The following is a 12,159-nucleotide window of genomic DNA, read 5'->3' as shown; positions in this document are numbered from 1 at the left end:
GTTTTGCCGCGAGAGCCACGCCCCCGCGCTCCTTACTGTTGGTGTGGTCTGCCATGCAGACGGTGCGCCAGTGCGCTGGCAGCCGCAATGGCATCAGCATCGCGCAGAACAAACAGACAAACAGCCCAGGCCGTTGCCCCGCCAGTAATGGCAAGGGCAAGCCCCAACCAGATGCCGCGCCCGTGCAGCAGTTCCAGCAATTGCCACGCGGCAAGGGCCGTGGCCGCAGCAGCGGCACATTGACGCAGTACCGCACCCGCCGGAGGCAGACATGCGCTGGCGGATGCCGCGCCAGCGGAACCTTTTTTCAGCGCCCTGCCCAGAATGCACAGCAAAAAGCCGCATTGCAGCCACAAGCCAAGGCTTACGGCCAGTGCCGGAGCCATGACGCCAAGACTGCCCGAAAGACTATGGACCAGTGCGGCCCCGACCGCAAGCGTAGCAACCACGGCCCACACAGCGCTGACCGCCGTGCGCCGCACCTCGCCCAGCGCGTTGCAGGCCGCCAGCAGGGAGCGGTTGACGGCAAAGGCGGGCAGACCAGGCAAATAGGCCCACAGGGCGAGACCTGTCTCGTAAGCCGCATTGTCGCCAAAGGCGCCGTGCCGCAGCAGACCTTCCACCAGACGCGGCCCCACGGCCCACAATCCTGTGGCGGCGGGCAGGCTCAGCAGCAGGGTCAAACGCAGGGCCGTGCGCAACTGATCCGAAAAAAGCGAAAATTCTCTGGCAGCTGCAAGGCGGCTCAATGTGGGCAGACTTGCCATGCCCAGACACACGCCCACCAGTCCAAGGGGCAGTTCAAGCAGGCGTTCGGCATAGTAGAGAGCAGCCACCTGCCCTCGGCCCAGGCTGGACGCCAGCGACATGGCTGCCAGCATGGCAAGTTGCGGTGCGGATGCCCCAAGCAGGCCCGCGGGCAGACGGCCAAGGCAGTTCCAGGCAAGGGATGCCGCGCGCTTTTGCAGCGAGGATTCATTCCCGCCTGCGCTACCCTGCGCGATATCCGGCCCTTCGTCAGGCCCGGCTTTACGCAAAGGCAGCAAACGCCGCACTGCCAGCCACTGCGCCAGCCATTGCGCAATACCGCCGCAAAGCATGCCCACAGCCAGAGCTGGAGCCGCAGGCAGCAGGCCCAAGGCAGCCGCTCCTGCAAAACACAAAATGACAATATTGAACAGGGCAGGAGAAACAGCGGGCAGCCAGAACACGCCAAGGCTGTGCAAAAGGGCCATGCCCAGAGCAGCCATGCCCGCCGCCAGCGTATAGGGCAGGCAGATGCGCAGCAGGTATATGGCCTCCTGCCGTTCCGGCCCATAAAAACCGGGAGCCAGAATATCAGTAAGCCAAGGGGTGGCCACCAACCCAAGCACTGTGAGCAGAGTCAGCACAAGGCCAAGCCTCACGGCCAGAGCGCGGGCCAACAGGCGCATGCTGCGGCTGCGCTTCGCCTCCACAGCATGGTCGGGCGATGCGCCCATGCGCTCCAGATGCACAAGGCTTGCCGTCAGGGTCATGGAAAGCGAGCCTTCGCCCAACATGCGGCGCAGCACATGGGGCAGCCGCATGGCAGCCACCAGTGCGTCGGCGGCAGCGCCGCCGCCCACAAGCCAGGCCATGCTCATGTCGCGCAAAAGGCCAAGCACACGCGAAACAAGGGCAAAGCCGCCCAAAAGGGCCGCCGTGCGCGCAATGCCGCCAGAATGCCCGGGGCCGTGCTCGGCAGGGCCAGAAGCGCAAAACGAGGAGGATTCCCCACCCTTGCCTTGCGAGCAGCCGCTTTCAGAAGCGATCATTATTCCTCGTTTCAGCCATGCAAAAAATCAGGGCAGCGCGCCACCGGCTGTTCTGGGCGCGCTCACGTCAAAACAAGTGGCCTGCAAGCTGTTTGCAACAAAGATATTCCACTTCCGGCGGCACTAGGCTTTTAACAGCCCTTGTTGCCACCGGAAGCAAAAGTGTTGCAGCTACGGGCGGTGCGGATCGGGTTCGGACTTCCACGCAGCCACGGCTTCACGCACAAGGCGGTTCTGCTCTTCGGGCATGGTGTCCTTGAAGGTTTCGGCAAACACGTGGATGCGCGTGCCGCCGCGCGGCGCAAACAGCCCCTTGACCCGGCACCAGCAGGGATTGAGCAGGGTGCGCAGGTCTTCCAGCACGTTGTTGGTGATGGTTTCCATAAACGACTGGTGATTGCGGAAGGCGAACATATAGAGCTTGAAGCTCTTGGATTCCACGCACAGCTCGTCAGGAATGTACTCTACCGTGATGGTGCCGCAGTCGGGCTGGCCGGTCACCGGGCAGAGCGAGGTAAATTCGGGAAAGCTGATGCTGATCACATAGGGGCGCTGGGGAAAGCAGTTGGGAAAGGCCTCCAGCAGGGCTACGCTGGGGCCGCCCTCCGGGGACTGAAGGCGGCCTGTGCCAAGAACCTTCAGGTCCTGGGTCTGATCCTGGCTGCGGGTACTCATGGGGATACTCCTTAAAATACACGGAAATGACGCTGCCGTGCAGCGTTGGGGGGCCGCCGGGGCGGCGGACGCGCCATGCGTAGGCGAAAGGCCTCACTGGCTGCGCAAACGCAGGCGCGTATCAGACTTGTAACCCATTGCGCTTACGGCTACAATAATCTATTGCCCACTCCAATCCGATACCAGCCATCGGCCAGTTCCCCGGAGCAACGTATGAATATCCTGCTGCACGTACACGCCTGCAAGCGGGGCCAATGTCTGCCCCTGCTGCCTGTTGCCGCCACGGATACCGATTTTTGCCGCAGCCACGGCCTCATGATGCCCGAGCCATGGGCAATGCCCCACCTGCGGGTGGGCACATGCTTTTGCGGGGCCTGCGGCACAGCCCTGCTCAAGGTTACGGGGCGCGCATGGATGCCCCTGCCGCCCAACATGGCAAACCCCGGCGGCAACGGGGAGGAGCCGTGGCAGGCGAGCCACGCGGTGCAATGTCTGTTTTTGACTGCGCTGACGGATCTGCCCGAAGGCCCGCTGGAAGTAACCGCCAGAAAAACCGGCTACAGCCTTGCCTGGATAACCCTGTCGGACAAAGGCGCGCGCGGCCAGCGGCTGGATTTGAGCGGCCCAGCCATTGCTGAAATGGTCGGCTCCGCCATGCCGCTGAGCCACAGTCAGGGATTTTTGCTGCCGGATGAAGCCGCGCAACTGCGCGCCCTGCTGACGGAGCTTGCCCTGAGCCAGGGTTTTGACCTTATATGCACCACCGGCGGCACCGGGCTTTCGGCGCGTGATATCACGCCGCAAACCACTGCCGCCCTGCTCGATACGCCCTTGCCGGGCTTTACTCAGGCCATGCTGGCCGCCAGCCTTGCCAAAACGCCCCACGCGGTTATTTCGCGCGCGGCAGCGGGCACACTGGGGCAAAGCATCATTATCAACCTGCCGGGCAGCCGCAAGGCCGTTGTGGAAAACCTTGCCGCCGTACTGCCCGCCCTGCCCCACGCCCTTGCCAAATTGCAGGGCGACCCCGCCGACTGCGGCGGTTAAGGAGAACACATGGGCTTTTTTCCGCGTTCCGGCATGAGGCTTTCCACGCCTTTTGGCCAGTTTGGCGACATTTGCCGGATGATCAAGATTGAGCATTCCATTTTTGCGCTGCCCTACGCGTGGGCAGGGGCGGTATTGGCAGCACGCGGCCTGCCCTCTGCGCGCAGCCTGATTTTTCTGACCATCGGCATGATCGCGGCGCGCTCATTCGCCATGGCCTTCAACCGGCTGGCCGATCTGCCCTTTGATCGCGACAACCCACGCACACAGGGTCGCCCCCTGGTAACGGGCGCTATCAGCAAGGGGCAGACATGGGCCTTTTGCGCGCTCATGGCAGTTATCTTTATTGCCTCCTGCGCGGCGCTGAACACAGTCTGCCTGTGGCTTTCCGTGCCTGCGCTGCTGTTTGCGGCCATCTACAGCCTGCTCAAGCGCTTTACGGCCCTGTGCCACTTCTGGCTGGGCGCGACGCTGGGTCTTGCCCCGCTGGCTGGCTGGCTTTCGGTCAATCCCGCAAGCCTTGGCCTTGCGGCTGTGCTGCTGTTCTGGGCTGTTACCTTTTGGGTAGCGGCATTTGACATTTACTATGCATTTCAGGACATGGATTTTGACGTGGCCTTTGAGCTGCATTCCGTGCCTGCTTCTTTTGGGCCGGATACGGCCCTGACGCTGGCCGCGTTTTCGCACGCCATGACGTCCATCTTTCTGCTGCTGGCGGGCTTTGCCGCCGGGCTTTCCTGGCCCTGGTACGTGGTGTGGTTCGGCATCAGCGTCATGCTGCTTGTGGAGCACAGGCTCATGAAGCCGCAGGATCTGCGCCATGTGAACACGGCCTTTTTTACCATCAACGGCATCATTTCGCCGGTCGTACTGGCTGGCGTGTTGCTGGGCATCTATATCTGACGGAGAGGCAATGCCGCGCAAAAAGCAGTACCAATGGAAATCCAGCGATGAGGCGGAAGGCTTTGACTTGCCGCCCAGCCGCTCTGAAAAAAAACGCCAGAGCCTTGCCCTGCAAAACATGGGCGAAGAGCTGACGCGCCTTGGCCCGCAGGAAGTCAAAAACCTTGACCTGCCCGCAGACCTCAGGGAAGCGCTGCAACTTTACGCCCGCATAGGCGACCACGAAGGCCGCCGCCGCCAGATGCAGTTTATTGGCCGCGTCATGCGCGAGATTGACCCTGCGCCCATCCGCGCCATGCTGGATGCCCGCCGCGAGGTTTCCGCAGCCGCCACCGCGGCCCTGCATCAGGCAGAGCAGTGGCGTGACCGCCTGCTGAGCGCTGACCAAAGTGAACTTGCGGACCTGGTGGCAACCCTGCTGACCGCAAGGGCACTGCCGGAGCAGGACGCAGAAGAGCCAGAGGCCACGGGCAAGGCCGCTCTGCCAAGCCAGGAAGAACTTCTGACCCTGACCCTTGCCGCCCGCAAGGAAACTGCGGAGAACACCTCCCCGCAGGCCCGGCGCGCGCTTTTTCGCGCCATCCACGGCATGCTGAAAGCGTAATCCCGGTGATTTTGGCCTCCCAACCCTGTGCTTTTTCATAAAAATAAAAAAATTGCGCAGGAATGCTTGACGATCACCCACGGTTAGGATAGAAGCTTTCTTCGTTGCTACGCCCTTGTAGCTCAGTCGGTAGAGTGCATCCTTGGTAAGGATGAGGTCAGCAGTTCAATCCTGCTCAAGGGCTCCACAAAAAATCAAAGGACTTACGGAGTAATCCGCAAGTCCTTTTTTTGTATCCTCGTCTGACTGGAATTTCAGACAAAAAAAGCCGCCCATACGGACGGCCCAAAATCGTAAAAATTGCGCATCAGGGAAGCTGCGGCGGTTGCGGCATCAAGGCCCGGTACGGGCCGCGCATGCTGTACACAAAGTTTGCCATGCGCGCATCGCCGCTGATTACAAGCATGAGCAATAACTTGGACTGCGCATCTTCGCGCACAATGCCGTAGCCCTTCACGCCCTTTTGCTCAAAGGTAAATTCCCACTGGCCATTGCTGCGAAAAACAGGCGTTGAACCCTGCAAGCGTTTGGCATTGCCCCTGGCGGCCTGCTCGGCCTCGCCAGCATTGGCAGGCCCCACAATAATGAGCGCAGAACTTTTGTGATCCTTCTGCCCCATCACAACCTGCACGGCTTCCTGCACCTTGGTAGGGCCATTCACCACCACCCAGTCCGCGGGCAGATCAAGGCTGTAATATTTTGTTGTCAGGGGCGCGGCCTGCGCCTGTGCTGCAAGCAGAACCGTCAGCATAAGCAGGGGCAAACCCCGCATAACAAGCCGGATAAATTTCTGGGGCATGGCAGTCTCCATTGCATTTCTAGGATGCCGGAGTGTACGGCTCTCCTTCCCGCCTGTCCACACGCCATGCGACGGTTATCTGCATCGATAAGAGCGCGCGCCCTCTTGCCGGGGATGATTCATGCCTGTAGTATGCGCGAAATGAGGATAGTATGCTGAAACTACGAGCACTGCGCGCCCGACTTTACGAAAATCGTTTTGAACTGCTCATGCTCTCGCTGTGGTGCGTGTTCATTCTGAACATCATATTTCCAGAAAACATCTACCGGGGCACGGCGCAGGCAATCTATCTGCCTATCCAGCTGCTTGCTGCTCTTGTACTTTTTGAATTCAAACCGCGCATTCTGCGGCTTGTCCTGTTTTTCGGCGCGCTGCTCATTGTGGGCCGGGCCATGGATCTGTTTTTTATCAAGACCATGAAAGAGGAATTGCTGCTGCTCTATCTGTGTTTTTTCGGCAGCATCATGTTTGAGGTATTCCGGCAGATATCCCACGCGCAGATGTTTACGACCAAGATCGTCTACGCTGCGGTGTGCGGCCTGTTGCTCATTGGCTATTGCGGCTATTTTCTGTTTCTGTCCATCGAGTTCCATCAGCCGGGTTCTTTCAATGGGCTGGGCGCGGGCGACCAAGCGGCCAACGACCTGTTTTACTTCAGCTACGTGACCATCCTCACCATCGGCTACGGCGACATCACGCCTAAAACCTGGATTGCCAAAAATGCCACAGTGCTTGTGGGTTTTACCGGCTATCTCTATTCCATTGTTGTTATTGCCCTTATCGTGGGCAGGGCCCACCGCACGCCGCGCAGCACCGTTGCCCCCACAAAAAAACCAGCCCCGCTGCCTGCGCGCTCTCCGCAATCATCTTCCGCCAAAAAACCGCCGGAAGCCTGACCCCATCCTGATTCTGCACCAGCTTCACGCCAGAGGTCAGCAGCACACGGCCAGCCTGATTTATGCACGCCTTATGAGGGGCGCTTAGACCACCCGCTCAGGCCTTGCGCTTGAACATCCACACGGCAACGCCCACCGCCACCGCGCTGATGCAGGCAATCTTGCCAAGGCTCACCGCTGCCGCAGCCACGGTTATATCTTTGAGAAAAACCCCCTGCACAATGGTGGTAAAATGCCGCATGGGGTTCAGCTGGCTGGCGTATTGCAAAAATGGCGGCATGTTGATGACGGGCGTAACCGCGCCGGAAATAAGAATACACGGCACCCCTACGGTAAAGGCCCCCAGAAAGGCCTGCTGCTGCGTGGCAGATAACGACGACACCATCAGCCCCACCCCGCCCGAAGCCATGGCAAAAACCAGCATGGCCACATAGAGCAGCACCAGAGAGCCGGTAAACGGCACCCCGAAACCGAAAATAGATATGAGCAGAAAAATTGTGCCGTGCACCAGCCCCACCAGACAACCCGGCACTAGTTTGGCAAGGGCAATCTCCGTAGGGGTGGCCGGAGAAACCAGCAACTGGTCAAAGGTGCCCACCTCGCGCTCCCGCGCCACGGAAAGCCCCGTCACCACCAGCCCCAGCATAAAGCCCAGCATGCCTATAAGGTTGGGCAAAAAGAACCACTGAAATTCCAGATTGGGGTTGAACCAGCAGCGCACGCGCACATCCAGCTTGGGCGCGCCGCCTGCGGCAGTTGCAGCGCCGAGCGCCATTTGCCCCCGTGGCGTGGATTCCCCAATGCCGCGCACAATGGTTTCAAGATAATAGGAGGCAATCTGCGCCGCATTGGAGCGCCTGCCGTCAAGTATTACCTGCATCTGCGCTGGCGCACCTGCATCGACCCTGCGGGAAAATTCATCATCAAACACCATGACAAACAGGGCTTTTTGCCGCTCGATGGTCGGGCGAATATCCGCCTCGCCATCCAGAAATGTCACGCTGCGGAAGGTATGCGACCCCTGTAGCCTGCGTACGATCTCGCGGCTCCAGTTGCCGCTGTCATGGTTGAGCACGGCCACATCCACATTGCGCACTTCCATGGTGGCCGCCCAGCCAAACACCACAATCTGCATGAGCGGCGGCACAATAATGAGCATGCGCGAAACCTTGTTGCACAGCAGAACCAGCAGTTCCTTGCGCACAATGGTCGCCATGCGCCGCAGGTTCAGACGGGGCAGTTTTATCCTTGCCATCACGCATCCAGCCTTTTGACAAGGTTGCGGTACACCAGCCCCAGCAATACCGAGGCCAGCAGCCCCATGAACAGCAGGCTGGGGCCAAACACGCCCCACACGTCCCCGGTCAGGAAAATGGTACGTAAACAGGTATTGAAGTAGCTGGCGGGCAAAAGCCGCGTCAGGGCCTGAAGCACGGGCGGCATGCTGTTGATGTCAAACACAAAGCCCGAGAGCAGCAGTGCGGGCAAAAAGCCGGAGAACAATCCCGCTTCAGCCGCCACCAATTGCCCGCGCAGTGTTACGGAAATCAGCAGCCCCTGACCCAGCGCGCTCAGCATGAATACGGACGACAAGAGCACAAGTACCCACAAGGAGCCGCGAAACGGCACGGCAAAGAGCGTCACCGCCGCCACCGCGCACAGGGCCATGCTGAACATGCCCATGCAGAAATACGGAATCAGCTTGCCCAGCAGCAGTTGCATGCGGCTTACTGGCGTGGCGAACATGGCCTCCATGGTGCCGCGCTCCCACTCGCGGGCAAATACCAGGGAGGTCAGCAGTGTGCCGATAAGCGTCATGATAACGGTTATGGCCCCCGGCACAAGAAACTGCACACTCTTGGCAGCAGGGTTGTACCAGAAGCGCGGCTGAATATTGATGGGCAGCGCTGCTGCAACGCCATCCGGCAAGGCCGTGCGCTGCCAGGCCATAATCAGCCCCTGGCTGTAGTTCTGGATATACTGGGCGGTATTGGGTTCTGAACCGTCCACAAGCACCTGCACGGCCCCGGCACTGCCGCGCTCAAGCTGCTCGTCAAAATCCTGCTGAATCACCAGTATGCCCTGCACCACAGAATCGCGCATCATACGCCCGGCCTCGGCCATGGTTCCCACAGGGCGCGTGGCAAACCACGGGGAGTGGGCAAAATCCGCCGCAAGGCTCAAAGAATGCCGCCCGCCGCTCTGATCCAGCACAGCCACCCGCAGCACGCCCGCATCCAGGGTAATGCCGTAGCCAAAGAGCAGCAGAAAGATGAAAGGCAAAACCCCGGCCACAAGATAGGATGAGGGATCGCGCACGATCTGCTGAAATTCCTTGCCCACCAGGGCAAAAAGCTGTCGTAACCAGATATTGCTTTGCATGTGTGCCGGGCCGTTTGTTGTGGATCGGGCAGCAGAACCTTACGAAAAAAATCTTCTGTCTCGCGGCCTGCTACTGCGGATGCTCCCTGTCGTATCTTTCAATGTTGGCAATAAAGGCTTCTTCCAGCGTGGGGTCTTCCACCTCGGTGCAGGATGCCTTGAGTTCGTCTGGTGTTCCCATGCTGATCATGGCTCCGCGGTAGATCAGCGCGATGCGGTCGCAGTATTCCGCCTCTTCCATGAAGTGGGTCGTCACCAGCACAGCGGCCCCGGCTGTGGTCATGGCGGAAATGTGCTTCCAGAAATCCCGGCGGGTGCGCGCGTCCACGCCAGAGGTCGGCTCGTCAAGAAACAGCACGGGCGGCTCGTGCAGGGTGGCGCACAGCAGGGCCAGCCGCTGCTTTTGCCCCAGCGGCAGCGAGCCTGTGCGGCTGCGCAGATAGGGCTGCAATTCAAGCGCCTCGGCCAGCTCGGGCAAAAGGGCGTTGCGCCGTTCCTTGGACAGACCATACAGCTCGGCAAAAATATTGATGTTCTCACGCACGGGAATATCCGGGTACAGCGAAAACTTCTGCGCCATGTAGCCCAGCCGCGAGCGGGCCTCGCTGCCCGCGCGCAGCAGATCTACCCCGTCCACGGCGCAATTGCCGGATGTGGGGCGCGAAAGCCCGCAGAGCATGCGGAATGTGGTGGACTTGCCCGCCCCGTTGGGCCCAAGCAGGCCAAAAATTTCACCGGGGCGCACATCAAAGGAGATATCGCGCGCCGCCACAAATGCGCCAAACCGTTTGGTGAGGTTGCGGGCCGAGATGGAAAAAGTCGGGCCGGAATCAGCGGAAGCAAAGGACGAAGCCGCATCTGACGAAGTGGCAGCCGAGGGAGGCGCTCCTGCCGCGCCCTCTGATTCCAGAACATTACTGCCGCCGACGCTGCCCTGAGTGCCAGCGTGGTTGCCGCCGTTGTGGGACACATTCAGTTTGCCATAGGGCGAAGGGCTCTGGTTGATGCCGCCCACGGCGCTCATGTAGGCGTCTTCCAGCCGTGGGGCCACGGCCTCGCCGCCACGGGCCAGCACCTCGCGCCGCAGATCGTCAGGGGCATTTGCCGCCAGCACAAGCCGGATGCGGCTGCCCTGAATAAGGGCATCTTCAATGCCCGAGCGCATGGTCCAGAGGGTCAATTCCTTTTTATGCATTCCCGCAGCGGCCCGAAGCAGAAAAACCCGCCCTTCGGCCCGCGCGGTGAGTTCCTCCGGCGGCCCGGCAAACAACACGCGGCCACTGTCCAGCATGATCACGCCGGGGCAGCGCTCGGCCTCGTCCAGATAGGCGGTGGACCACACAACCGTCATGCCTCCCTGGCTCAAATCCTGCACCATGCGCCAGAGTTCACGGCGCGACTGCGGGTCAACGCCCACGCCGGGTTCGTCAAGCAGCAGCAGGCGCGGCGCCCCTAGCAGAGCGCAGGCGATGCCCAGTTTCTGCTTCATGCCGCCAGACAATCTGCCCGCAAGGCGCTCGGTAAAAGGGGCAAGGTTCGTGAATCCCAGCAACTTTTCAAACACGCGGTCGCGCTCTGCCCCTTCAAGCCCGCGCAGGCTGGCATGCAGCCGCATGTTGGCCATGACGGAAATATCCTCATACAGGCCAAAGCGCTGCGGCATGTAGCCAATGCTGTTGGGCTGGCTGCGCATAAGCTCTACCGGGCTTTGCCCAAAGAGGTTTGCGCGCCCCTCGCTTGGCAACATAAGGCCCGCCATGATGCGCATGAGCGTGGTTTTACCCGCCGCGTCAGGCCCCACCAGCCCGGTGATGCGCCCGGCGGGGATGACCGCGTTCACGCCGTCCAGAGCGGTGACGGCCTCGCGCCCCTTGCCGAAGCGCATGACCAGCCCCTCCAGGCAGACGGCCTGGGCATCGGCGGCATTGCCGCTCATGGCGCGGGCGTATCCTGCAAAATGATGGTCACGGGCATGCCCTGCCGCATGACATTTTCCGGATCCTGCGCCTGCACTCGCAGCCGGTAGACCAGAGCAGTGCGCACCTCGGAGGTTTCAACCGTCTTGGGGGTAAATTCCGCCGAGGGTGAAATAAAGCCCACCGTACCGGGAAAGCTCTTTCCTGGCGCGGCGTCCACCAGAATTTTCACAGCCATGCCGGGTTTGACGCGCCCCAGATTGGGTTCATCCACATAGGCCCGCAGCCACAAGGGGTCAGGAAGTGTAAGCGTGTATACAGTCTGCCCGGCCTGCACTATGGCCCCGGCCTCGCGGGCGCGGGTAAGCACTATACCTTTTTGCGGCGCCACAAGGGTTGCGTCCTGCAACCGTATTTCCGCCTGGTTGAGGGCTGCCGCCGTAGAGGCGACCGCCGCTCTTTGCTCCAGCACTTCTTCTTCCCGGTAGCCGGAAAGCAGCATGTCGAGCTGATCCTGATTGGAACGCAGTTTGGCGCTGGCTTCACGATACTGGGCGCGGGCGTTGTCCAGGTCTTTTTGCGAAATAGCGTTGGAGACACGCATGGCGGCAACACGATTCAGATTGATCTGCGCGTTTTCTGCCAGAGCGGCAGAACCGCTCACCGCCGCACGGGCCTGAGCGATTTCTTCCACCCGGTAGCCGCGTTCAAGCCGCACCAGAGAAGCCTGCTGTTTTGCAAGTTCTGCGGCGGCCTGATCACGCTGCTGGGTCAGCAGATCATCATCAATCCGGGCCAGTGCCTGGCCGGGGGCAACGGCATCACCTTCGTCGACCAGCACTTTTGCAATGCGCCCATTAACGCGAAAACTCAGATCAACCTGCCGTATGTCCACATTGCCATACAGCACAAGCTGATCTCCATCATGCCGCAGCCACTGCCACAATAATAATGCAACCAGCAGCAGCACAGCAAGCGCCGCGCAAAAAATCAGAACCTTACGGGGAACAGTCATATTCCTCCCAGCTTGCATCCACCGCAAGCAGTACCGCGCCAGATAGTTTTATGACGGGGCAGTTGCCCCGCTGCCAGTCAGAATAGCTAGAGGAGGGGGGCTTGTCCATGCGGCACAACACATACA

At 60.6% G+C, this 12,159-nt stretch carries 11 protein-coding genes and 1 tRNA gene; 5 read left to right on the top strand and 7 right to left on the bottom strand.

Annotated elements, in window-relative coordinates:
- Positions 1-32 precede the first annotated feature (32 nt).
- Complete coding sequence (gene murJ, locus ACUZ9P_RS08180) at positions 33-1,796, bottom strand: murein biosynthesis integral membrane protein MurJ (protein WP_449249336.1); 1,764 nt, start codon at positions 1,794-1,796, stop codon at positions 33-35.
- Positions 1,797-1,967: 171 nt separating this feature from the next.
- Positions 1,968-2,471 carry a preQ(1) synthase gene (gene queF, locus ACUZ9P_RS08175; RefSeq protein WP_192113672.1) on the bottom strand — a complete coding sequence of 168 codons (504 nt, stop codon included), beginning with the start codon at positions 2,469-2,471 and terminating at the stop codon, positions 1,968-1,970.
- A 213-nt stretch (positions 2,472-2,684) separates the two neighbouring features.
- On the opposite strand from queF, the gene ACUZ9P_RS08170 reads away from it, so the two are divergent.
- From ACUZ9P_RS08170 to ACUZ9P_RS08155, 4 genes are all read left to right on the top strand, one after another.
- Positions 2,685-3,518 (top strand): MogA/MoaB family molybdenum cofactor biosynthesis protein, encoded by an 834-nt coding sequence (locus ACUZ9P_RS08170; protein ID WP_449249335.1) that lies wholly within the window; start codon positions 2,685-2,687, stop codon positions 3,516-3,518.
- 9 nt (positions 3,519-3,527) lie between these two features.
- Positions 3,528-4,421, top strand: coding sequence for a UbiA-like polyprenyltransferase (locus tag ACUZ9P_RS08165; protein ID WP_449249334.1), 894 nt, complete (start codon positions 3,528-3,530; stop codon positions 4,419-4,421).
- Between the two features lie 10 nt (positions 4,422-4,431).
- Positions 4,432-5,025 (top strand): ribosome biogenesis factor YjgA, encoded by a 594-nt coding sequence (gene yjgA / locus ACUZ9P_RS08160; RefSeq protein WP_449249333.1) that lies wholly within the window; start codon positions 4,432-4,434, stop codon positions 5,023-5,025.
- A 111-nt stretch (positions 5,026-5,136) separates the two neighbouring features.
- Positions 5,137-5,212, top strand: a tRNA-Thr gene (locus ACUZ9P_RS08155).
- 120 nt (positions 5,213-5,332) lie between these two features.
- Here ACUZ9P_RS08155 and ACUZ9P_RS08150 read toward each other — a convergent pair.
- Positions 5,333-5,824, bottom strand: a complete 492-nt coding sequence (locus ACUZ9P_RS08150) for a hypothetical protein (protein ID WP_449249332.1) — start codon at positions 5,822-5,824, stop codon at positions 5,333-5,335.
- 152 nt (positions 5,825-5,976) lie between these two features.
- On the opposite strand from ACUZ9P_RS08150, the gene ACUZ9P_RS08145 reads away from it, so the two are divergent.
- Positions 5,977-6,720: a potassium channel family protein gene (locus ACUZ9P_RS08145; protein WP_209818849.1), complete on the top strand. Its 744-nt coding sequence runs from the start codon at positions 5,977-5,979 to the stop codon at positions 6,718-6,720.
- Between the two features lie 97 nt (positions 6,721-6,817).
- Here ACUZ9P_RS08145 and ACUZ9P_RS08140 read toward each other — a convergent pair whose 3' ends face one another.
- The 4 genes from ACUZ9P_RS08140 to ACUZ9P_RS08125 all read right to left on the bottom strand — a co-directional run bounded on the left by ACUZ9P_RS08140 (position 6,818) and on the right by ACUZ9P_RS08125 (position 12,033).
- Positions 6,818-7,975 carry an ABC transporter permease gene (locus ACUZ9P_RS08140; RefSeq protein WP_449249331.1) on the bottom strand — a complete coding sequence of 386 codons (1,158 nt, stop codon included), beginning with the start codon at positions 7,973-7,975 and terminating at the stop codon, positions 6,818-6,820.
- Positions 7,975-9,102, bottom strand: a complete 1,128-nt coding sequence (locus tag ACUZ9P_RS08135; protein WP_298996345.1) for an ABC transporter permease — start codon at positions 9,100-9,102, stop codon at positions 7,975-7,977. Before ACUZ9P_RS08135 ends, ACUZ9P_RS08140 begins: the two co-directional genes overlap by 1 nt.
- A 70-nt stretch (positions 9,103-9,172) precedes the next feature.
- Complete coding sequence (locus ACUZ9P_RS08130; protein WP_449249330.1) at positions 9,173-11,038, bottom strand: ATP-binding cassette domain-containing protein; 1,866 nt, start codon at positions 11,036-11,038, stop codon at positions 9,173-9,175.
- Positions 11,035-12,033, bottom strand: a complete 999-nt coding sequence (locus ACUZ9P_RS08125) for an efflux RND transporter periplasmic adaptor subunit (RefSeq protein ID WP_449249329.1) — start codon at positions 12,031-12,033, stop codon at positions 11,035-11,037. The genes ACUZ9P_RS08130 and ACUZ9P_RS08125 overlap by 4 nt, the downstream gene beginning before the upstream one ends.
- Positions 12,034-12,159 lie beyond the last annotated feature (126 nt).

The sequence above is a fragment of the Desulfovibrio intestinivivus genome (genome assembly GCF_053570665.1).
This window is presented reverse-complemented; position numbering and strand designations above follow the sequence as displayed.

Bases quoted from the DNA above. Each gene is read 5' to 3' on its own strand.
- murJ (WP_449249336.1), bottom strand. From the start codon at position 1,796: ATGATCGCTTCTGAAAGCGGCTGCTCGCAAGGCAAGGGTGGGGAATCC.
- ACUZ9P_RS08140 (WP_449249331.1), bottom strand. From the start codon at position 7,975: ATGGCAAGGATAAAACTGCCCCGTCTGAACCTGCGGCGCATGGCGACC.
- ACUZ9P_RS08145 (WP_209818849.1), top strand. From the start codon at position 5,977: ATGCTGAAACTACGAGCACTGCGCGCCCGACTTTACGAAAATCGTTTT.
- ACUZ9P_RS08125 (WP_449249329.1), bottom strand. From the start codon at position 12,033: ATGACTGTTCCCCGTAAGGTTCTGATTTTTTGCGCGGCGCTTGCTGTG.
- ACUZ9P_RS08150 (WP_449249332.1), bottom strand. From the start codon at position 5,824: ATGCCCCAGAAATTTATCCGGCTTGTTATGCGGGGTTTGCCCCTGCTT.
- queF (WP_192113672.1), bottom strand. From the start codon at position 2,471: ATGAGTACCCGCAGCCAGGATCAGACCCAGGACCTGAAGGTTCTTGGC.
- ACUZ9P_RS08170 (WP_449249335.1), top strand. From the start codon at position 2,685: ATGAATATCCTGCTGCACGTACACGCCTGCAAGCGGGGCCAATGTCTG.
- yjgA (WP_449249333.1), top strand. From the start codon at position 4,432: ATGCCGCGCAAAAAGCAGTACCAATGGAAATCCAGCGATGAGGCGGAA.
- ACUZ9P_RS08135 (WP_298996345.1), bottom strand. From the start codon at position 9,102: ATGCAAAGCAATATCTGGTTACGACAGCTTTTTGCCCTGGTGGGCAAG.
- ACUZ9P_RS08130 (WP_449249330.1), bottom strand. From the start codon at position 11,038: ATGAGCGGCAATGCCGCCGATGCCCAGGCCGTCTGCCTGGAGGGGCTG.
- ACUZ9P_RS08165 (WP_449249334.1), top strand. From the start codon at position 3,528: ATGGGCTTTTTTCCGCGTTCCGGCATGAGGCTTTCCACGCCTTTTGGC.